Origin of the sequence: Colwellia sp. MB3u-4, from assembly GCF_014077065.1 — a bacterium.
GTDB lineage: Bacteria > Pseudomonadota > Gammaproteobacteria > Enterobacterales > Alteromonadaceae > Cognaticolwellia.
The window spans coordinates 402601-423670 of record NZ_JACGVE010000079.1 but is presented as its reverse complement, the minus strand read 5'-3'; the positions used below and the strand labels follow the sequence as shown (position 1 = coordinate 423670).

The 21070-nt window shown below is 39.6% G+C and carries 19 protein-coding genes and 1 other RNA gene; 10 read left to right on the top strand and 10 right to left on the bottom strand.

Annotated elements, in window-relative coordinates:
• Positions 1–3: 3 nt before the first annotated feature.
• Positions 4–297, bottom strand: a complete 294-nt coding sequence (locus H4J61_RS11355) for a DUF6626 family protein (protein ID WP_182185099.1) — start codon at positions 295–297, stop codon at positions 4–6.
• A gap of 228 nt (positions 298–525) precedes the next feature.
• Between H4J61_RS11355 and H4J61_RS11350 the strand changes: the two genes are divergently transcribed.
• A complete protein-coding gene (locus H4J61_RS11350; RefSeq protein WP_182185098.1) occupies positions 526–951 on the top strand; it encodes a hypothetical protein in 426 nt (141 codons plus the stop codon).
• A 127-nt stretch (positions 952–1078) separates the two neighbouring features.
• Here the strand turns inward: H4J61_RS11350 and gcvP are convergent, their stop codons facing one another.
• The 6 genes from gcvP to H4J61_RS11320 form a co-directional block, all read right to left on the bottom strand.
• Positions 1079–3979 (bottom strand): aminomethyl-transferring glycine dehydrogenase, encoded by a 2901-nt coding sequence (gene gcvP / locus H4J61_RS11345; protein WP_182185097.1) that lies wholly within the window; start codon positions 3977–3979, stop codon positions 1079–1081.
• A gap of 307 nt (positions 3980–4286) precedes the next feature.
• The gene (gene gcvH, locus H4J61_RS11340) at positions 4287–4676 is read right to left on the bottom strand and encodes a glycine cleavage system protein GcvH (protein WP_182138081.1); all 390 of its coding nucleotides are present in this window, start codon (positions 4674–4676) and stop codon (positions 4287–4289) included.
• Between the two features lie 179 nt (positions 4677–4855).
• Complete coding sequence (gene gcvT / locus H4J61_RS11335) at positions 4856–5944, bottom strand: glycine cleavage system aminomethyltransferase GcvT (protein ID WP_182185096.1); 1089 nt, start codon at positions 5942–5944, stop codon at positions 4856–4858.
• A 391-nt stretch (positions 5945–6335) separates the two neighbouring features.
• Complete coding sequence (locus tag H4J61_RS11330) at positions 6336–7736, bottom strand: UbiH/UbiF/VisC/COQ6 family ubiquinone biosynthesis hydroxylase (protein ID WP_182185095.1); 1401 nt, start codon at positions 7734–7736, stop codon at positions 6336–6338.
• A 144-nt stretch (positions 7737–7880) separates the two neighbouring features.
• Positions 7881–9218 carry a Xaa-Pro aminopeptidase gene (gene pepP, locus H4J61_RS11325; RefSeq protein WP_182185094.1) on the bottom strand — a complete coding sequence of 446 codons (1338 nt, stop codon included), beginning with the start codon at positions 9216–9218 and terminating at the stop codon, positions 7881–7883.
• 153 nt (positions 9219–9371) lie between these two features.
• Complete coding sequence (locus H4J61_RS11320) at positions 9372–9941, bottom strand: UPF0149 family protein (protein WP_182138077.1); 570 nt, start codon at positions 9939–9941, stop codon at positions 9372–9374.
• A 235-nt stretch (positions 9942–10176) separates the two neighbouring features.
• On the opposite strand from H4J61_RS11320, the gene H4J61_RS11315 reads away from it, so the two are divergent.
• From H4J61_RS11315 to H4J61_RS11275, 9 genes are all read left to right on the top strand, one after another.
• The gene (locus tag H4J61_RS11315; RefSeq protein WP_182138076.1) at positions 10177–10482 is read left to right on the top strand and encodes a cell division protein ZapA; all 306 of its coding nucleotides are present in this window, start codon (positions 10177–10179) and stop codon (positions 10480–10482) included.
• Positions 10483–10622: 140 nt separating this feature from the next.
• Positions 10623–10803: non-coding RNA, 6S RNA (ssrS, locus tag H4J61_RS11310), on the top strand.
• A 498-nt stretch (positions 10804–11301) separates the two neighbouring features.
• Positions 11302–12156 carry a glutamate racemase gene (murI, locus tag H4J61_RS11305; RefSeq protein WP_259363264.1) on the top strand — a complete coding sequence of 285 codons (855 nt, stop codon included), beginning with the start codon at positions 11302–11304 and terminating at the stop codon, positions 12154–12156.
• Between the two features lie 198 nt (positions 12157–12354).
• Positions 12355–13542 carry a methionine adenosyltransferase gene (metK, locus tag H4J61_RS11300; RefSeq protein WP_182138075.1) on the top strand — a complete coding sequence of 396 codons (1188 nt, stop codon included), beginning with the start codon at positions 12355–12357 and terminating at the stop codon, positions 13540–13542.
• A 595-nt stretch (positions 13543–14137) separates the two neighbouring features.
• Complete coding sequence (rsmE, locus tag H4J61_RS11295) at positions 14138–14884, top strand: 16S rRNA (uracil(1498)-N(3))-methyltransferase (protein ID WP_182185093.1); 747 nt, start codon at positions 14138–14140, stop codon at positions 14882–14884.
• Positions 14885–15007: 123 nt separating this feature from the next.
• Entirely contained in the window at positions 15008–15961 is a 954-nt protein-coding gene (gene gshB, locus H4J61_RS11290; protein ID WP_182138073.1) for a glutathione synthase, read from the top strand.
• 77 nt (positions 15962–16038) lie between these two features.
• Positions 16039–16593: a YqgE/AlgH family protein gene (locus H4J61_RS11285; RefSeq protein WP_182185092.1), complete on the top strand. Its 555-nt coding sequence runs from the start codon at positions 16039–16041 to the stop codon at positions 16591–16593.
• Positions 16593–17030, top strand: a complete 438-nt coding sequence (gene ruvX, locus H4J61_RS11280) for a Holliday junction resolvase RuvX (RefSeq protein ID WP_182185091.1) — start codon at positions 16593–16595, stop codon at positions 17028–17030. Before H4J61_RS11285 ends, ruvX begins: the two co-directional genes overlap by 1 nt.
• 92 nt (positions 17031–17122) lie before the next feature.
• Complete coding sequence (locus H4J61_RS11275) at positions 17123–18055, top strand: AEC family transporter (RefSeq protein ID WP_182138070.1); 933 nt, start codon at positions 17123–17125, stop codon at positions 18053–18055.
• A gap of 38 nt (positions 18056–18093) precedes the next feature.
• Here the strand turns inward: H4J61_RS11275 and H4J61_RS11270 are convergent, their stop codons facing one another.
• From H4J61_RS11270 to H4J61_RS11260, 3 genes are all read right to left on the bottom strand, one after another.
• Entirely contained in the window at positions 18094–18639 is a 546-nt protein-coding gene (locus H4J61_RS11270) for a DsrE family protein (RefSeq protein ID WP_259363263.1), read from the bottom strand.
• 160 nt (positions 18640–18799) lie between these two features.
• Complete coding sequence (locus H4J61_RS11265; RefSeq protein WP_182138069.1) at positions 18800–19927, bottom strand: PilT/PilU family type 4a pilus ATPase; 1128 nt, start codon at positions 19925–19927, stop codon at positions 18800–18802.
• A 35-nt stretch (positions 19928–19962) separates the two neighbouring features.
• Positions 19963–21006 carry a type IV pilus twitching motility protein PilT gene (locus H4J61_RS11260; RefSeq protein ID WP_182138068.1) on the bottom strand — a complete coding sequence of 348 codons (1044 nt, stop codon included), beginning with the start codon at positions 21004–21006 and terminating at the stop codon, positions 19963–19965.
• Between the last annotated feature and the right edge of the window lie 64 nt (positions 21007–21070).

The window sequence follows — 21070 nt, the reverse complement described above, 5'->3', positions numbered from 1 at the left end:
TGATTAAGGACAAAATTTACTTCGTTGTTTAACATCTTCTAATACATAGCCAGAGATCTCACGAAGTATTTGTTGGTTCTTGAGTAGAGCTGGAAATCGTTCGTCATTTAACTGTTCTGCCTGGCTTCTTAACTTGAAATATAAATTCATCATCGCTTTTGTCGAAACCTGTCTTTCACGTGCTCGAATGACACTGTAGTAATTACGTCCTTGCCCTAAATAATGCTCAGAAAAATCACGGCCACTTCTACATAGCTTTTGCTTTTTAAGTAATAAAAACACATCGTGTAGTTCCATAAATACTCCATTCACATTGGGGTGGCAGTACCCCAAAACAATAAATTCCATGCATGTATTTATCAAATTAGTTAAATTTTCAATTGATTGTACGGTTTTGATATTCGTTAATTCACTCCATCAATGGAGGCAACCTTAGTAGATATAAAAAGAGCTGCCTTTTACCGCTTTTAACTAATTTTTTTAATCCTTTTGTATAAATAGCTTTATAACAAAAGGAGAAAGGTTATGGATAAACCCTTAACGCTAGAACAAAAAGGCGTAATACAACAATGTAAGGACGCAGGATTTAATCCTGATATTGCAATAACACTGACACTTGATTTAGACAGAGGCAGTACTGTTAATAATAGAAAATCTATTAAAACGGCATCAGAAAAAACAGCTCAAAAATGGCTTGGCAGGAACCCGAATGATGCGCATAAACTATATGAAGAATTTGAAGGTATGTTTAAGCAAGTTTATGAGCAAATGGCTAAAAAATGTTATGGAAGTAATTGCAAGCGACTGGCAAAAAAGAATTCAAACAAAGAGTTAAAAATGCTTGGCGGTACAGAGATTACAAAAAATGGAATGTATCACTTGCAAACAAACAAAAAGTACGATTGGGCAATTGAGCTATCTAAAGAAGGAATAAAAGAGTTCAATTCTTGATAATTATTTCAAACAAATAAAAAGCGGCTAAAATAGCCGCTTTTTTATATTTTTGTCACAAACTTAATTCAATTCACAAACTCTATTGCAAGAGTCACAAACTTAATTGAAAGTTGACAACAGTTAACTAATCCTGATAACTAGAAACCGGAGGGCAACTACAAATCAAATTACGATCCCCGTAAACATCATCTATACGGTTAACCGTTGGCCAGAATTTATTCGCTGCAGCCGCAGGCACTGGGAATACCGCTTCTTGAATCGTGTAAGCACGGTCCCAAGGTGAGGTAATGTCCGCTAGTGTATGTGGTGCGTTGTGTAATGGATTGTCTTCACTTGTCCACTCGCCTGAAGTTACTTTACGCACTTCGCCGTGAATAGAAATCATAGCTTGGATGAAGCGATCAAGTTCCACTTTTGACTCAGACTCAGTGGGCTCAATCATAAACGTACCCGCTACTGGAAACGACATGGTTGGCGCATGAAAACCGTAATCGATTAAGCGCTTAGCTATATCGACTTCAGTAACACCTGATTCTGCCTTAAGTGGGCGTAAATCAATGATACATTCATGTGCTACTCGGCCATTTTTCCCAGCATATAAAAGTGGAAAATGTTTGCTAAGCTTTGTTGCTACGTAGTTAGCATTAGTAATCGCGTATTTAGTGGCATCTGTAACACCTTTTTTACCGAGTAAGGCACAATAAAGGTATGAGATACATAAAATACCGGCACTACCATAAGGTGCTGCTGATACCGCACCGTTACCTTTAGTTTCTTCATCAACATTAATTAATGCATGGTCGGGCAAAAATGGTGTTAAGTGCGCTTTAACGCCGATAGGACCCATACCTGGACCGCCACCGCCGTGTGGAATAGAAAAGGTTTTATGTAAGTTTAAGTGTGAAACGTCAGCACCGATGAAACCCGGTGAGGTTAAACCCACTTGGGCATTCATGTTTGCGCCATCAAGGTAAACTTGACCGCCGTGCTCATGCACTATGTTACAAATTTCTGCAATGGTGGTTTCATATACACCGTGCGTAGACGGGTAAGTGATCATGATACAAGACAGGTTTTCAGCTAACTCACTTGCTTTCGCTTTTAAGTCGGCCATATCAACGTTACCGGCTTTATCACAAGCAACCACCACCACTTTCATACCGACCATTTGCGCTGACGCAGGGTTAGTACCGTGTGCTGAAGATGGAATTAAACAAATGTTACGATGCGCATCACCACGACTTTCGTGGTACTTGTGAATGGCAATTAAGCCAGCATATTCACCTTGTGCGCCGGAGTTAGGTTGCATTGACATTTTGTCGTAACCGGTTAACTCAACTAACCATTTGGCTAGTTCGTCAATCATGTGCTTATAACCTTGCGCTTGGTCAACAGGGGCAAAAGGATGCATGTTAGCGAATTCAGGCCATGATACTGGGATCATTTGCGCTGTCGCATTTAATTTCATGGTACAAGAGCCCAATGAAATCATCGAATGATTAAGCGCTAAATCTTTGTTTTCTAATTTTTTGATGTAACGTAGCATCTCAGTTTCACTGTGATACGAGTTAAATACTGGGTGCGTTAGAATCGCAGACTCACGTTGTAATGCCGCTGGAATTGACGACTGCCCTGCAGCGATAATTTGCTGATCAAGTACTGCTACGTCTAAGCCGTGATCTGCACCTAATAAAATATCAAACAAGGTTTGCACGTTTTCACGGGTAGTTGTTTCATCTAATGAAATACTAATTTGACCGTCAACATCAGTGCGAAAGTTAGCGCCATTAGCTAATGCACGGGTAACAATTTCGTCTTTATTGCTGACGTTAAAGGTTAAAGTGTCAAAATAGTGCTGATGAAGTGCTGGCAAGCCATTTGTTGCGGTACCTAAAGATAAAATGTCAGCAAAACGGTGAATACGTTGTGCGATAGTTTTTAAACCTTTAGGACCATGGTAAACCGCGTAAAACGCCGCCATGTTCGCTAATAATACTTGTGCGGTACAAATATTTGAGTTGGCTTTTTCGCGGCGAATGTGTTGCTCGCGTGTTTGCATGGCCATACGCAGTGCTGGGTTATCGCGTGTATCTTTTGATACACCAATAATACGACCTGGTAATGAACGTTTGTATTTTTCAGAGGTAGTGAAAAAAGCGGCGTGTGGTCCGCCGTAACCCATGGGCACACCAAAGCGTTGAGTTGACCCAATAACGGCATCAGCCCCTAATTCGCCTGGTGATTTTAATAGCACTAAGCTCATGATGTCGGCAGCAACGGCAACAATACCTTTTTTCTCATGTACTTTGGCAATTAAATCGCTGATGTCAGTGATTTCACCTGTAGCACTTGGGTACTGTAATAAGGCGCCAAATACGTCATGTTCAACAACTTCTGCAGCCGGTGCTACTAGGATGTCGAAACCAAACATTTCAGCACGTTGTTTAACTAAGTCGATAGTTTGTGGATAAACGTCACTTGAGATAAAGAACAAGTTTGATTTCTTGTTTTTTGATACCCGCTTAGCTAATGCCATGGCTTCAGCTGCTGCAGTGCCTTCATCAAGTAATGACGCTGATGCTAGTTCTAAACCCGTCAGATCGATACACATTTGTTGGAAGTTTAATAATGACTCTAAACGACCCTGAGCAATTTCTGGTTGGTATGGCGTGTATGCCGTGTACCAGCCTGGATTTTCTAACACGTTACGTAAAATAACGTTAGGCGTTAGTGTGCCGTAGTAACCTAAACCAATATATGTCTCGTTTACTTTGTTCAAACTTGCGACCGCTTTCAAGTCGGCTAAAGCTTGTACTTCAGTTTTGCTTTCTTCGATAGCAGGTAAATCAGCTAAACGAATATCACTAGGTACGATTTCATCGATAAGGGCATCGACAGATTCTGCACCGATATCTTTCAACATGGCTTGTGTTTGCTCATCACTTGGACCAATGTGACGTCGAATAAAATTTTGTCTTTGCTCTAATTCAGTCAAAGATAAAGAGTCATTATATTGAGTAGTCATAAAACAGCTTCACTATAAAGTTAATAATATTTAATAAAAAGAAAGCCCTGAACTATTAGATCGAGTTAAGGGCTTAAATATCGTTTTTGATAACAATCGGCTTTTAGGCACAAATAAATGGCTGCAAACTTAAACCTAGTACTTAAACTTGGCACTTAAACTAGCTACTTAGGTTAAGTTTTTGAGCTCAGTAGTTACTACAATATAAGCAACACGATTGATGTTATGAGTTTTACGAGTTTAGTAGACTAAATGATCACAAAAAATAACAGAAACAAGGTGTGTCGCAGCATAATGTGCCTAAAATTTAATCTTCGTCGATTGAGTTTGCATAACCTTCAGCATCAAGTAAGTTGTCGAACTCACTTTCATCTGCAATTTTTAATTTAAATAACCAACCGCCAACGAAGGCCTCTGAGTTAACTAACTCAGGTGAGTCTTCAAGATTTTCATTCACTTCAATTACTTCACCGCTCATTGGTGCATAAATGTCTGATGCAGCTTTTACCGATTCTGCTACAGCAACATCGTCGCCGGCACTCACTGTGTCGCCCACTTCAGGTAACTCAACAAATACCATGTCACCTAAAAGGTCTTGTGCGTGCTCAGTAATACCAACAGTAACAACACCGTTGCCATCGTTGCGTACCCATTCGTGTGATGTTACATATTTTAATTCTGAAGGAATGTTGCTCATTGATTTTGTCCTAATCTTTATTTTTAAATTGGATATACCAAGCAGATTAACTAATTGGTACTAACGACTATAGTATGAAGCTTGCCTGCGCTAATCATCCCATACTATAGCTTAAATTTTTAGCATTTTTTAACTAGGTTTTACGGCTCATTAATGAGCGTTGACCTAGCCTTAAGTAGTTAAAGAACTTTTTTGCCATTACGCACAAAGCTTGGCTTAATGACTTTAACCTTAACTAGCTTTTTACGCATTTCAACTTCTACTGTGCTACCTAGCGCTACACTACGTGGTAAACGAGCCATTGCGATACTGTAACCTAAAGTTGGAGAAAAAGTACCTGAGGTAATAACGCCTTCGCCTGCTTCAGTGATCACTTTAAGGCCACTGCGTAATACGCCTTTTTCTTCAAGCACTAAACCAACGAGTTTAGGTTGGTCGCCTGCAGCACGTTGCGCCGCTAATACTTCACGACCATTAAAGTTACGATCTTCAGGTTCCCAGCTAATAGTCCAGGCCATATTGGCGGCTAATGGCGAAACGCTTTCGTCCATGTCTAAACCATAAAGGTTCATACCGGCTTCTAAACGTAAAGTATCGCGAGCACCTAAGCCGCAAGGTTTAACACCAACATCAAGCAATTGTTGCCATAGGTTGGCAGCTTGGTCAGCAGGTAAGGCTATTTCATAACCGTTTTCACCGGTGTAACCAGTTGTGGCAATAAATAAGTCGCCGGCTTGTGCCGAGAAAAATGGCTTCATGCCTTCAACAGCAGCCGTTTGCTCAGCGTCTAATAGAGTGGCTACTTTAGCTTTAGCTTGTGGGCCTTGCACGGCGATCATGGCAAATTCTGGACGTTCAGTGATTGCTACGTCAAATGCTGATGCTTGCTCGTTGATCCAAGCTAAGTCTTTTACGCGAGTCGCTGAGTTAACGACTAAGCGGTAATCGGTGTTACTGAAAAAATAAACGATTAAGTCATCAATAACGCCACCTTCAAGGTTACACATGCCTGTGTAAAGTGCTTTACCCATAACATCTAACTTAGCTACGTCGTTAATCACTAAGCGGCGTAAAAATGCCTGTGCATCAACACCTTGAACATCAACAATAGTCATGTGTGAAACATCGAACATACCAGCGTCTTTGCGCACCGCATGATGTTCTTCAATTTGAGAACCGTAGTTGATCGGCATTTCCCAACCATAAAAATCAACCATTTTAGCGCCAGCTTCTAAGTGCTTAGCATGTAATACTGTTTTATTTGTCATCGTACGTTTCACTCACGTTAGTTGTTTTATCTAAGTTTGTCAGTGCTTAAAATAAGCATCACGATTAAACCTAGGATAAAGACGGAAGATTTACAAAAAGTGCTAAGGATTATAGCCCTGAGTAACTGTTGATTCAACAGATAAGAAAGCATATTTGAAATTTAAAACCGACTAAAGAAACTATTTAAAATTATATTTTCAAAACGACCTCTTTTGAAAATATAATTCCTTGAGCGTATGAAAATTTAGCTTGTAGCAAACTTAAATTTTATATTGCTGAAAAGAATAAAAGTACTATTTTATTCAACCTACCCATTTGTTATTGGCTGACTGAGCAAAAAAACGCTTTTGTTGACTAAGTAGTCAACAAAATAACGCGGTAAGTGTGACGCTATGAGTTATTTTTTTGTTGTGGCACTTGTTGTGACACTGGTTTTGGTGAGTGCGATGATTGTTGTAGAATTTTTTGTGAAACTTGTGGTGAGACTTGTTCTGATAATTTTTGCGGCACTTGCTGTGAAAGTGCGGTAGCTAATTTGGGTAAATCATCTTTGAAACCCAAGGCTTGATTAATCATTAACGCTTTTGCCGGTTTAATATTATTGAGTAACGACATACCCAAGCCACGAAGTAATTTAATCGCGCTTTGCTGAGGTGTAAAGGCTTGTTTTATAGCTTCCATCGAGGCAATCATTTCTACTGCTTCACTTTTACGCCAGCGGGCAAATTGTTGTAAAGATTTGTTGCTATACCATGCGTTATCATCAAGCGTGCCTTTAGCTTGTACTTTGCGAAGTTGCTCGCTAATGGTTTGTGACAAAGCGGCAGCATCAAGCAAGCCTAAGTTAGCACCCTGCCCAGCTAACGGGTGAATAGTATGTGCCGCATCACCCACCAATACCATTCTGCCTTTAACAAACTCTTGAGCAAAACGCATAGTTAACGGGTAGGTAAATCGCTGACCTACTAGCGATACTTGCCCTAACTTACCGTCGCTAGCGGCGGTAAGTTCTTTGCCAAAGTCTTCGGCTGACAAGGCAGTTAATCGAATCGCCTCTTCAGGGCTTGTTGACCAAACAATGGAACATAAGTCAGCTTGATATAAAGGTAATAGTGCTAATGGGCCGGTATCTAAAAATACTTGCCAAGCCGTGCTTTGATGGCCTTGTTGACATTTAACTGTAGCGACAATCGCGTGGTGATCGTAATCTCGAAAGGTTAATGGCACGTTCATTTGTTGACGTACAAAAGAGTTTGCCCCGTCAGCACCAACCACCAATTTCGCCACTATCGGCATAGGTTGGCTGTTGGTATGGCTGTTATGTTCGAAGGTAGCAAAAACTTCGTTATCGCTAGGATTTAATTGTTGGAGTTTACTGTCAGTAAAAAACTCAATACCGCTGTCTTGCGCCGCTTTTTGCCACAAGGCGTTACGAATGGCTTTATTTTCAATAATAAAACCTAATTGCTCTGGGCCATTACCCAAAGCTGAGCGGCTAACATCTTTTAAAGCAAAGTTTAGCTGTCCATAACCGGCCTTGTCCCAAATGTGCATATCGTAATAAGGCTGGGCACGTTGCGCGATAATGTCTTGCCAAACATTAAGGTGGCTAAATATTTGCTGGCTGGCGGCATTAATAGCACTAACACGCACCTCAGGTTCAACGCTTAACGCTTCAATAGGTGCGTTATCAACAATAGCGACACTTAACTGACTTTGTTGGCGAATAGCAAGTGCCAGTGTTAAACCCACCGTACCGCCACCGACAATTAATAGATCAAATTTTTGCATTGTTTTTCACATTTATGTTATTCACATTCACAAGCCCGCAAAGTTGTAGGTAGCTGATTATTTTCCTGCCTATGCACTTGGAGCAGCAAGCCAGCTTTAAGGCTTAAATCACCGGCAAGTCAACATTGATTGACTCCCTAAAAACTAAGCCATCAAAGCTTCAATTTCAGCAATGGTTTTTGGTGCATTGACCGTTAGGTTTTCATAACCTGTTTGGGTTACTAGCACATTGTCTTCAATACGTACGCCAATACCACGCCATTTTTCGTCCACAGTTTGATCATTTTTTGGAATATAAATACCCGGCTCGATAGTCATCACCATACCGGCGACAAAAGGGCGTAATTGCTCTCGCTGTTGACTCGCATGGTAATCACCCACATCATGAACATCAAGGCCTAACCAGTGTCCAAGGCCATGAATAAAGTATTTTTTGCAGGCTCGTTGAACTAATAATATGTTTAAATTGCCTTTGAGAATGCCTAAATCATACAAACCTCTGGTCAGAAAATCACACACTATGCGGTTTAATTCAGCAAGGTTTTGTTCTGGCTTTATCGCGGCAATGGCAAGGTTTTGGCTATCTAGCACTAATTGATAAATCACTTGTTGTGCCGCAGTAAATTTACCATTAATCGGAAATGTGCGTGTAATGTCAGCAGCATAACCCGCTAATTCACCACCGGCATCAATAAGTAATAAGTCGCCGTCGTTTAGCACGTCATCATTGTCAGTGTAATGTAAAATATTGGCGTTATCGCCGCCAGCCACAATCGAGCCATAAGCCGGGTAACGCGCACCATTAGTGGCAAATTCGTGCAATAACTCTGCTTCTATTTGATATTCAAACTTACCGGCTTTAGTTTGTTGCATTGCTCTTTGATGAGCGCCGCCACTGATGACATTAACCTGGCGCATAATATCAAGTTCAGCATTTGATTTATGTAAGCGCATTTCATCTAGTAAGGCACTGCAATCAATTAAGGTCGTTGGTGCTTTAACGCCCGTGCGAGCTGCCTTTTTAATCTCGGCTAACCATGAAAGTACTTGTTGCTGGAATGCCTTTTGTTCATGCTGGCAAATTAATACGGCGGTTTTACCTGCCATTAACGCCAATAATTGCTCATCAATTTCTGCTAAGCTAAAACACTTATTAAACTGATAAACGTCAACCGCTTGCACTTGACCAACACGTCGGCCATGCCAAATTTCTTGCTGAGGATCTTTTTCACGAGAAAATAAAACACTTTCTGCTGACCTTGCGTCATCACCTTTAATTAGGGCTAAAATGGCATCGGGTTCATTAAAACCGGTAAGATAATAAAAGTGCTTATTTTGGCAAAATGGATATTCGGTGTCATTACTGCGGGTAACTTCCTGACCAGCAGAAATTAATGCAATGCTATTTACCGGCATTTGCGCCATAAAATCATTTCTACGCTGACAAAATTCAGCAACGGGCAATAAGGTGTTTTTGATCATGGATACCAGCTTATTTTTTATAATTAAATTTTGACAGTTAGGTTTTCAACCTTGAGTGTTTTAAGCTGATTTTTAAGTTATTAGTATTAAAATTTCAGCGTTAAAAGGTCAGCGTTAAGCGTTTTATTACTAAAGAAATTTAACCGCGAAGCGCTAGTGCAAGGTCGCGCTTGTGTCTTGTTGCGCAGGTGGCGCACCTAATTCAGTAAAACACAGTAGTGCAGAGATTCTAACATATTCAGCAATTTCAAAATACGCTTGCTCGGTCGCTTCATTTTCTTCCATTTCGTCTGACAAGTTAGCAATTTCGCCAAAGTCGACCAATACTTCTTTAACATCTTCAGACAAAGCGGCATTTTTTGTTTGTTGTAAACCAAAGCCTAAGTTGAAGCCTTGCACCCACTTACCTAGTGCGTGTCCACGTTCAATAATTGAGTCGTCATCATCAGGTAGCATTAATTGGAAGCCGTAGGAGTCATCAAGGATTTTTTGCCAAATATCACTATAAATGTCTTTAACTAAGCTTTTAATGGCTACCGGTAAACCTTCAGCATTATTAAGCATGTCATTAACCATAGCGATATAATCATTACTTTCAAATTCAAAGCCTGCAGAAATCAAACCTGTTAGCACACCGTGAATTTCAGCAGCATGTGCCTCAATACCTTCACTGGTTAATATCGCTTGTGCGGCGGAAAAATCTAAAGCGGTGTTATCAGACATAAAAATATAAATTCAATCAGGGGGATATTGCTAGCTATCTTAACATTGGCATAGCCTTGATTCCAGAAAAAACCATAGAGATCACTTGCATAGTGTAACGCTCACCGTTATAGTTTCATCTTATGGCGCACTAAGTTTAGTTATCAGTATTTTTCTTGGTATTACAAGCGAGTAGCGCAATTTTTTGAGCTTAGAGCTCAATAAACTAATATTATGCATTGAGAATATACACGCAATGAGCCAACACACAGTCACCATAAATGTTGCCAACAAACGACTAAAAGTCGCTTGTCCAGCTGGAAATGAGTCTGCGTTGTTGCAGGCGGCGAGTGAAATAAACAAACGTTTAGAACAAGACGCCAAGAAAAAATTCTCAACAAAAACTGTTGAGCAGTCGCTGGTGATGATGTCATTAAACCTTGCCCATGATTTAATCCAAGCACGAAATGAACAAGAGCAAGAACGCGAAAAAATGCAAAGCAAAATTGAACTGCTACAAACCACTATTGCACAAGCAGTAAACCGCACTAAATCTGCCTAATACACTTATTCATCGTTTAACCTATTTTTAAATATACTCTTTTCGTTTAAAGAAACTTCAATTTGTTCAAGCATTAAGCTAACAGGTCTTACAAGTAATAAAAGACTTAATTTGGCTGAGATTATTCGCTATAATGTTTTTGACTTCTGGGGTGTTTGTTGTGAACTATGTCCCTGAGCCGATAAGTTTTACCTAAGGATGTTGATTATTAACTATTGTGCAAGCCCGGCTCGTATCGGGAAGCCTACGGTTAGCATGATACGTCCGCCCTGAACACCCGGTGTTCAGGACAAATGTAAACTGCGGCACCTTGGAAGTCACCTTCCTCTACTTTCTAATTCTGTAACTCATCCTAAAATATCAACAATATTTTTGCGCACTCCTAGAAAAGCAAAAATAATCGCATTAAAAAATTAACCCGCACATTCATAGTTAATCCCTAAACTTTCAATAGTTTTATTTAGCTAAATCTTATCGTAACGTTCAATTTGTCTTAAGATCGCTGTGCTAATTAGCCCTCCTTCCCTTCTCATTGTTTCCTCCCTGTAAAAAAACAAAAAATAATACAATAATTCACAAGGAGATAAGCAGGAGAACTACATGAGTAAAAGCACGGCAAAACCACGCTGAAAATTTTTTAACTTACTGACAGCTAAAAACTGGTCTTTAAACGCTCCTAAATCCCCTGTCTTCAGGACTCATCTCAACGGCGGCAGCTTGGCAATCAATACCTATCTCAAAATATGTATAGATCTCATTTGCTTGTTGATAATATACTTGGCCCAACTAACTACACCAAACTTAAGCTGTGCTTAATTAATGCCCATGCAAAACCAAGCTGATATAAAAGCAGCTACTTCAATCCTAAAAAGTAAACGCCAAACGGCTAATGCCGATCCTATTGGTATATTTGATTCCGGCGTTGGCGGTTTGTCTATCACGCAGTGCATTGAACAACAATTACCTCATGAAAATTTGCTCTATGTCGCTGATACCCTATATGCACCCTACGGTGAAAAATCTACTGAATTTATTCAACAACGGGTTAATGAAATTGCCCAGTGGTTTATTGCCCGTAACGCCAAAGCTATTGTTGTTGCCTGCAATACCGCCACAGTTAATGCTATAGATCAGCTACGGAAAAATATTTCAATTCCAGTTATTGGTGTTGAACCCGCCATAAAGCCGGCAACCCGTATTAGTAAAAACAAAAAAATAGCCATATTAGTCACTAAAGCTACGGCTGAAAATCAGCGTTTTTTAGCCTTAGTGGCGCAATATAGTCATAACAGTGATGTTACTATTCAGCCTTGTCCCGGCTTGGTAGAACTTATTGAACAAGACAAGAAAAACTCGCCTGAGTGCAAATTAATGCTGTTGAGCTATTTACAACCTTTACTCGAAAAAGGGGTAGATACTATCGTATTAGGTTGTACACATTACCCGTTAATCAAAAACTTGATTAACGAAATATGTGGCGACAGCGTAGTCATTATGGAAACAGCACAGCCGGTGACTGAGCAATTAAAACGGCAATTATCCTTACATCAGCTCATTAATCCTCTGAATAATATAGGCACAACGACCTTTTACAGTTCGAAGTATTGCCTAAAACAACAAGCGCTTTTTAGTCACATTTTACAACGGCCACTGCGCTTAAATATGTATCCTTAATAGCTTAACTTCAGGTTACATCTCGCTAAAACTTAATTTTTGTCAATAAATGGCTACAGAATTTATATTGAAACTTTTCCGTCTTAAAGACGTTTAGCCATCTAGGCGTAAATAAATCTAGAAAAAGCTTAACTAAACAGTTAGAATATCGTTATTAAAGACGATTATTGTTTTTCAGTTAATTTTTACCGAGGTTTTATGTCTACACACCTTTTTACTTCTGAGTCAGTGTCAGAAGGACATCCAGATAAAATTGCCGATCAAATTTCTGATGCGGTTTTAGATGCTATTATTGCCAAAGATAAAAATGCACGCGTTGCTTGTGAAACTATGGTAAAAACGGGTGTTGCTATTATTTCAGGTGAGGTTTCAACCTCTGCTTGGGTAGATTTAGAACAAATTACCCGTGACGTTATTTCTGAGATTGGCTACACCTCTTCAGATGTTGGTTTTGATGGCGCAACATGTGGCATTATGAACTTAATAGGCCAACAATCACCCGAAATTGCCCAAGGTGTTGACCGAGAAAATCCAGAAGACCAAGGTGCCGGTGATCAAGGTTTAATGTTTGGTTATGCGACCAATGAAACCGAAACCCTGATGCCTGCGCCATTATATTATTCACACCGTTTAGTTGAGCGTCAGGCTGAAGCACGTAAATCAGGAATTTTACCTTGGTTACGTCCTGATGCAAAAAGCCAAGTAACCTTTATTTATAAAGATAACAAGCCTGTAGCTATTGATACCGTTGTGTTGTCAACTCAGCATAACCCAGATATTAAACAAGAAGACTTGCACAGTGCCGTAATGGAAAACATTATTAAACATGTTTTACCTGCCGAGTTATTAACCAAAGACACTAAATATCATATCAACCCAACAGGTCGCTTTGTTATTGGTGGTCCTGTCGGCGATTGTGGTTTAACTGGTCGTAAAATTATTGTTGATACTTATGGCGGTATGGCTCGTCATGGCGGTGGTGCTTTCTCGGGTAAAGATCCATCAAAAGTCGATCGCAGTGCGGCTTATGCTGGTCGCTATGTTGCCAAAAACATTGTCGCAGCAGGTTTAGCTGAGCGTTGTGAAATTCAAATATCGTACGCTATTGGTGTTGCTGAGCCGACCTCAATCTCGATTGATACTTTTGGTACCGGTAAAGTGTCTGAAGAGCGTTTGGTTGAAATAGTACGTGAACACTTTGACTTACGTCCTTACGGTATAACTAAAATGTTAGACTTGCTACACCCTATGTATAAGCAAACGGCGGCTTATGGTCACTTTGGTCGCGAACCATTTGAAATGACCGTTGGCGATGATACCTTCACCGCATTTAGCTGGGAAAAAACAGATAAAGCTGAAGCACTGCGCTTGTCAGCTGGTATTTAATACACACTTTGATTAAAGCTTCTGTTTAAAAAAAACCGCTCATTGAGCGGTTTTTTTATTTTCATGCTTGAATTTTCATGCTTTTATTTGCAATAGGCTTATCAGCCATAACGTATAAAAATACTCCTAATATGCTATTGCTTGTCACTATTGGCGAAATATCATCATCCGCTGCCACTTATTTAGACGGTACTTCACCAACCTCAATGATTACAGTGATATACTCAGGCAAAGAGAGAAAAATAACACGGGTTATATAATAAGATAGGTACAAATAATAAATCGTCCGGCAAGTGACTTATCTTAATAAAAATTCAATCAAGAACAGCAGCATCTCAATTTCAAGTGTTTTAATAGCCTGCGAGTTTTTCTGCTTTATTTCGAACAAGTGCTAACAAAAAATAATATCATTTTTTTAATATAAACAATTGAATTTACGATGAGTTGCCCTTATTAACAGGCTATATTAGAAATAATTATTACTCATAATTTCTAGCAACGAAGCTTTGGTCTTTAATCGCTATTAACTTTAACCTGAACGGCTACTGTAATATCACTCATCTATAGCTGCGACAATAAACATGGATAACCTTATATGCGTAACCCTCGTATTTACCAAGCACAAGCATTTGAAATAGGTCAAACACAAGTATTAAATGCTGACGCTTTTGGCCATATTGTGCGCGTATTACGACTTAAAGACGGTGATGACATTACACTATTTAATGGCATCGCAGAGCAAGAAGGTTATTTTGAGTATCAAGCAAGACTTTGTAATGTAAATAAAAAGTCTGCTGATGTAGAGATTATTACTAAAAAAATTGTTGAAAACGAGTCGCCACTCAATATTCATTTAGCACAAGGTGTTTCACGCGGTGAACGCATGGACTTTACTCTGCAAAAATCGGTAGAGTTAGGTGTTAATACCATTACGCCTATTTTTAGTGAACGTTGCAATGTAAAGCTTAGCGGCGAGCGTTTAGAGAAAAAACACCAGCAATGGCAAAAAATAGTGATCAGCGCTTGTGAGCAAAGTGGTCGTTGCACTGTCCCTATTGTTGCCCTACCCATTTATTTGGATGAATGGTTACAACAAGACAGTTCAGCATTAAAGCTAAATTTACATCCTAAAGCCCAGCACTCTATTATGAGTTTGCCAATCGAAAACCAACGGGTTCGCCTGTTAATTGGGCCAGAAGGTGGTTTAAGTGATGATGAAATTGCTCGTGCCAATACAGCAGGCTTTCACGATGTTTTACTCGGGCCGCGGGTACTAAGAACAGAAACCGCAGCCCTGACCGCAATAACGGCATTACAATGTCGTTACGGTGATTTAAATTAACTCAGTGTTAAGTTTCGTGCACCATAGAGCAACTAGCAGAAAGACCAGCTAACAGAATTTAATCGCTTGCAGCATATAAATAATGCCATGGCATTTATCAACATATAACCTTTAGGAAAACACATGAGCATAAAAATTGGCGTTGTTATGGACCCTATTGCACAGGTCAAGGTAAAAAAAGATTCTTCAATGGCGATGATGCTTGAAGCGCAAGCCCGTGGTTATGAAATTTATTATATGGAAATGCAAGATCTCTATTTAGAGCAAGGCGTTTGTCGAGCAACAGCAGCCAAAGTGAAAGTATTTGACGACACTGAGCATTGGTATGAATTAGATGAACGAGAAGACATCAATGTAGCTGACTTAGATGCGGTATTAATGCGAAAAGATCCGCCGTTTGACACTGAGTTTATTTATGCCACCTACATGTTAGAACGCGCAGAAGTTGCCGGCACTTTGATTGTTAATAAGCCACAAAGTTTACGTGATTGTAACGAAAAATTATTTACCGCTTGGTTTCCCGAGTTAACACCAAAAACATTAGTTACACGTAATAATCAAAAAATTAGAGAATTTCATAAAGAAAACAAAGATATTATCATCAAACCCTTAGACGGTATGGGTGGTTCATCTATATTTCGTATTGGTGAGAATGATCCCAATGTTGGCGTAATTCTTGAAACATTAACAGCACATTCAACACAGTATGCTATGGTACAAGAGTACCTACCAGAAATCGTTGACGGTGATAAACGCATATTAATCGTTAATGGTGAACCTATGCCTTACTGTTTAGCCCGCATTCCTGCACAAGGAGAAACCCGCGGTAATTTAGCCGCTGGTGGTCGTGGTGAAGCGCGTCCATTAAGTGCTAGCGACAAATTTATTGCTGAAACTATTGCACCAGAACTGAAAAAACGTGGCTTATTTTTTGTTGGTTTAGACGTTATTGGCAACAAAGTCACTGAAATCAATGTAACAAGTCCAACCTGTATTCGCGAAATTGAAGCAGCATACCCAATAAATATTAGCGGTAAACTCATGGATGCTATTGAGCAAAACATCAGAAAACGCTAGTTAATACCAATCGCAATAAGATTGCTAAAGGCAAAGTGACCTTTAGCGTATTTCTCTCTGATTATTAAGGTATATTTATGGATAGTTTTGAAAATCAACTTTTGATTGCTATGCCCAGTTTAGACGACTCTTATTTTAATAAAACAGTGACTTATATCTGTGAGCATAATGCTGAAGGGGCAATGGGTTTGATCATAAACCTTCCTATCAATGTCACCTTGAACGAATTATTAACCCAAATAGATCAAGATAAAATTGCAGCACCCGAATTAGACCAACAAGTCTTAACCGGTGGCCCCGTTTCACAAGACCGAGGCTTTGTTTTACACAGCACACAAACGGGCTGGAATAGTTCTTTAGCCTTAACTGATGAAGTAATGATCACGACCTCAAAAGATATTTTATTGGCCCTGGGTACAGCACAAGCACCTGAAAAATATATGGTGACCTTAGGCTATGCAGGCTGGGGACCGGGCCAATTAGAGGAAGAAATTAAGGCTAACTCTTGGCTACTCACCCCCGCTGATGGCGATATTATATTTAATACCCCTATTGAGCAAAGGTGGAAAAAAGCCACTGATAAATTGGGTATTGATATGGCTCATTTATCCAGTGAAGTAGGACATGCATAATGGCGAGTAAAACCGCCATTGGCGAACGAACAATACTTGGCTTTGATTTTGGCAAAAAATATATTGGGGTTGCTGTCGGTCAAGAAATAACCGGTTTAGCTTCCCCTTTGGGTTCAGTAAAAGCGCGTGATGGTATTCCTGATTGGGACAAAATGACCAAATTTATGCAGGAATGGCAACCTGACTTTGTTGTGGTGGGTTTGCCACTCAATATGGATGGCAGCGAGCAACCCTTGACCCATGATGCGAAAAAGTTCGGTAACCGAGTATCCGGAAGATTTGGCGTCAAAGTTGAATTTCAAGATGAACGCCTAACCACCGCCACTGCCAAAGAAGCACTGTTTGCTGAAGGCGGTTACCGTAATCTTAAAAAAGATAATATCGACGCCGCATCAGCAAAATTAATTATAGAAAGTTATTTTGAAAATCAATATTAAGCCGATTAACCGTGATTACAATCTAGCCTGATGAGTATTAACAAGTACTTGTTTAGCGAGTTTTACTTTGTCGTTAGAGTCATAAGCGTTTAATGGCTATTTTCACCCTTATTAGTCCATTAATTATGGTCGGCTTGCTCGGTTTTATACTGGCTAAAAGTAACTGGTTTAACAAAGCCCAAGTCGATGCCCTAAGTAAATTTACCTTTAATATCGCTATTCCGGCATTTTTATTTCAACAGTTGGCCAATGCGGATATGAGCACAATAAATTTGAATATTTATAGTGCCTTTTATTTACCGTTATTGTTAGTTTATGGCCTGGCTTGGGCGATAAATTACTATTTTCATCAGCATTTAAAACGTGATCTTCCTGCATCCGCTGTTTACGCTTTCGGCGCAGGTTATTCAAATAATGTTATTGTTGGCATGCCTATCGCTTTAATGGTACTAGGTGAGCAGGTATTGCCAACAATATTTTTAGTGATCAGTTTACACAGTGCACTGCTAATTGGCATTACCAGTGTGTTGGCGGTTAATATTAAACAGTTTAATGGGTGGATATTTCTCAAGCAGACCTTTTACAACCCATTACTCATTGCTATTACCGGTGGTTTTATCGTTAATTTAATGACGATAAAGTTACCCGTAATTGTTAACAACAGTCTGTTATTGTTAGGTAAACCTGCTATTACCTTAGCACTTTTTTTACTCGGCGCTTCGCTAGCCTTTTATAAAATTCGCAATGAAGTTAAATTTATTGTTACTGCCAGTCTACTAAAGCTAGTACTGTTACCGACTTTAATCCTATTAACCAGTCATTTTATATTTCAGTTTTCGGCGCTCACCACCATGACGTTAGTGATTTTAAGTGCAAGTCCAACGGGCGTAAATGCTTATTTAATTGCCAAACAACACGCAAAACATCAAGAGACTATAGCCGGAATAGTAGTGATTACCACCTTAATGTCTATCGTTTCTATCCCCTTATGGATATGGGGTTTGTCGAGTCTCTTTCCTTTATAAAGACTTTATAACAGACTATAAAAGCCTTATTGAAAGCCTTAGAATGGATTAACCTTATAACCTTTGCTTTGTAATACCGCATGAGCGGTCATTGCAGACAAGGCCATTTCAACCCCTGGTGCTAACATGTCATTGCTAATCTCGTAATAAGCGGCCGATTGACCACATAAATAAACCCTTACTTGGTTTTTCATCAAGTCTTGCAACAGTGCGCTATTCGCATTTTTTTGCTGAAACTTTTCTTGGTACAACAGCCCTTTTAGTAAATCAAAACCCGCTTTACCATGTACCACCAAAGCTAAATGAATATTCTTTGCCGGCATACCATTTGCCACATGCATGTTAATAAAACGCGCCAGAGTCTCGATCTTTCGATTAACCTCGCCTATTTTTCCTTGCTCACTGATGTCAAAAGCGACTTTAAAGACACTGTTTTTATCAAAATTAAAATCCTGCTGAACCTTGGCATGCTTGCCATAGTTTTTAATCACTGGCCCCGCCATAAATTCATCAGTCCCCGCTATGGCGAAATTAACTGTAGTGAAGGCTAAAACAAGCATTAACACACGTATTGTAAATAACATTGGCTGATCCTTTTATTTTGCATCTAAACTTTATTTTACTTTATTATATTTTATTTTATTTTATTATAGCGTTTAAAAAATCACCACTCTTTCTAAACATAAAAGCATGCCGATATAGGCATGCTTTTATGTTTAGAACGGGCGACTTATCCGATAGTTATCATTGCTCTTTCGGCGCTAAACCATCAATCGTTACACCCGACAATGAACCCGTTCCTCCTTGATCATTGCTACGCAATTTGATCATTAAGCGTAAATCATTAGGTGAGTCAGCATGATGCAAAGCGTCAGCGTAATTAATAAGTCCTTGTTGATACAAATGAAATAATGCTTGGTCAAATGTTTGCATACCTTGATCAGTAGATTTTTCCATAACTTCTTTAATACTACCGATATCACCTTTTTTAATTAGCTCAGCGATATACGGTGAGTTAAGTAATATTTCAATCGCTGCCACTCGGCTATTACCATCACGTGTTGGAATTAATTGTTGCGCGACAATACCGCGTAAATTTAATGCAAGATCAAACAGTAGTTTGCCATGTTGATCTGCGGGTACTAAATGCATAATACGATCAATAGCTTGGTTTGCATTGTTAGCATGCAAGGTCGCAATACATAAGTGACCCGTTTCTGCAAAGCTCAAGGCATGCTCCATGGTTTCTTGGCTACGAATTTCGCCAATAAGTATAACATCAGGGGCTTGGCGCAAAGAACTTTTTAAGGCGGCATCAAAGCTCTCAGTGTCTAAACCAACTTCACGTTGCGTTACCATACATTTACCGTGCTCATGAACAAACTCAACGGGGTCTTCTATCGTCAGGATATGGCCACGAGAGTTTTTGTTACGATAGCCAATTAACGCGGCCATTGACGTTGACTTACCGGTACCCGTACCGCCAACAAATAACAATAAACCGCGCTTTGACATCACCACATCTTTTAGTACTGAGGGTAAACCCAAATCATCCGCTTCGGGTATTTCGGTAACAATACGGCGAACAACCATACCTGCCATATCTCGCTGCCAAAATGCCGACACACGAAATCTGCCAATGCCGTCTATCGAAATCGCAAAGTTACATTCTTTGCTTGCTTCAAACTCAATTTTTTGTTTTTCTGACATAGCGTCATGCACTAAGCCTAAAGCCTCAGTCGCCGACAAAACTTGCTCATCAATAGCGATAAGTTCACCATTAATTTTTGCACTAACGGGCAATTTAGCCGTAACAAACATATCTGATGCTTCGTGCTGCACCATTTTCTGTAATAAATCATGAAAATTCATTTAATTACCTTTCGCTTTATTTCACACCAGCAAGACTAGTAACCATTAAATTGGTTTTTATCGTACGCTGTGTCCATAGCATCTTGTCTAGTTATCATGCCGCGGTTGACCAAGTTTTGTAAACATTGATCCATCGTTTGCATGCCATGAGACATACCCGTTTGGATAGCTGAATACATTTGTGCAATTTTATCTTCACGAATAAGATTACGAATTGCCGGCACACCCATCATAATTTCGTGCGAAGCAACACGGCCGCCACCCACTTTTTTAACCAAGGTTTGTGAGATTACCGCTCGCAATGACTCAGAAAGCATGGAACGCACCATAGCTTTTTCTTCGCCCGGAAATACATCAATAATACGGTCAATCGTTTTTGGCGCTGAAGTTGTATGTAAGGTGCCAAAAACTAAATGGCCAGTTTCAGCTGCGGTCATCGCTAAACGTATGGTTTCTAAATCACGCATTTCACCCACCAAAATAACGTCAGGGTCTTCACGTAATGCCGAGCGTAATGCGGCGCTAAAACTTAAGGTATCGCGATGAACTTCGCGTTGGTTAATCAAGCATGACTGGCTTTGATGCACAAATTCAATCGGGTCTTCAATAGTTAAGATATGATCGTGCTTATTTTTATTTATATAATCAACCATCGCGGCCAGCGTTGTTGATTTACCTGAGCCGGTAGGCCCAGTAACCAAGACTAAACCACGAGGAAGATCGGCTATATCTCGGAAAATATCAGGACAACCTAAATCATCCAAGGAGAGTATTTTGCTCGGGATAGTACGAAATACCGCGGCAGGGCCACGATTTTGATTAAAGGCATTGACCCTGAAACGCGCTAGATTTGGCACTTCAAAAGAAAAATCGACCTCTAAATTTTCTTCATATTCTTTGCGTTGTCTATCATTCATAATATCATAGACCAAAGCGTTAACATCTTTTTCGTCAAATGCTGGTATATTTAACTTTCGCACATCACCATCGACGCGAATAGACGGGGGATTTCCCGCTGATAAATGTAAATCTGAAGCATTATTTTCGACACTAAATGCTAATAATTCGGTAATATCCATACAAACCTCTTAGTCTAATTTATAATTGAACTAACAACTTAATAAGTCATTGAGAACTGAAATA

Excerpts from the sequence above, each read along its gene's own strand:
- H4J61_RS11315 (WP_182138076.1), top strand. The coding sequence starts at position 10,177 with ATGAGCCAACACACAGTCACCATAAATGTTGCCAACAAACGACTAAAA.
- gshB (WP_182138073.1), top strand. The coding sequence starts at position 15,008 with ATGAGCATAAAAATTGGCGTTGTTATGGACCCTATTGCACAGGTCAAG.
- rsmE (WP_182185093.1), top strand. The coding sequence starts at position 14,138 with ATGCGTAACCCTCGTATTTACCAAGCACAAGCATTTGAAATAGGTCAA.
- H4J61_RS11270 (WP_259363263.1), bottom strand. The coding sequence starts at position 18,639 with ATGTTATTTACAATACGTGTGTTAATGCTTGTTTTAGCCTTCACTACA.
- pepP (WP_182185094.1), bottom strand. The coding sequence starts at position 9,218 with ATGATCAAAAACACCTTATTGCCCGTTGCTGAATTTTGTCAGCGTAGA.
- H4J61_RS11330 (WP_182185095.1), bottom strand. The coding sequence starts at position 7,736 with ATGCAAAAATTTGATCTATTAATTGTCGGTGGCGGTACGGTGGGTTTA.
- H4J61_RS11275 (WP_182138070.1), top strand. The coding sequence starts at position 17,123 with ATGGCTATTTTCACCCTTATTAGTCCATTAATTATGGTCGGCTTGCTC.
- H4J61_RS11265 (WP_182138069.1), bottom strand. The coding sequence starts at position 19,927 with ATGAATTTTCATGATTTATTACAGAAAATGGTGCAGCACGAAGCATCA.
- H4J61_RS11285 (WP_182185092.1), top strand. The coding sequence starts at position 16,039 with ATGGATAGTTTTGAAAATCAACTTTTGATTGCTATGCCCAGTTTAGAC.
- H4J61_RS11350 (WP_182185098.1), top strand. The coding sequence starts at position 526 with ATGGATAAACCCTTAACGCTAGAACAAAAAGGCGTAATACAACAATGT.
- H4J61_RS11260 (WP_182138068.1), bottom strand. The coding sequence starts at position 21,006 with ATGGATATTACCGAATTATTAGCATTTAGTGTCGAAAATAATGCTTCA.
- metK (WP_182138075.1), top strand. The coding sequence starts at position 12,355 with ATGTCTACACACCTTTTTACTTCTGAGTCAGTGTCAGAAGGACATCCA.
- ruvX (WP_182185091.1), top strand. The coding sequence starts at position 16,593 with ATGGCGAGTAAAACCGCCATTGGCGAACGAACAATACTTGGCTTTGAT.
- murI (WP_259363264.1), top strand. The coding sequence starts at position 11,302 with ATGCCCATGCAAAACCAAGCTGATATAAAAGCAGCTACTTCAATCCTA.
- H4J61_RS11355 (WP_182185099.1), bottom strand. The coding sequence starts at position 297 with ATGGAACTACACGATGTGTTTTTATTACTTAAAAAGCAAAAGCTATGT.
- gcvP (WP_182185097.1), bottom strand. The coding sequence starts at position 3,979 with ATGACTACTCAATATAATGACTCTTTATCTTTGACTGAATTAGAGCAA.
- H4J61_RS11320 (WP_182138077.1), bottom strand. The coding sequence starts at position 9,941 with ATGTCTGATAACACCGCTTTAGATTTTTCCGCCGCACAAGCGATATTA.
- gcvT (WP_182185096.1), bottom strand. The coding sequence starts at position 5,944 with ATGACAAATAAAACAGTATTACATGCTAAGCACTTAGAAGCTGGCGCT.
- gcvH (WP_182138081.1), bottom strand. The coding sequence starts at position 4,676 with ATGAGCAACATTCCTTCAGAATTAAAATATGTAACATCACACGAATGG.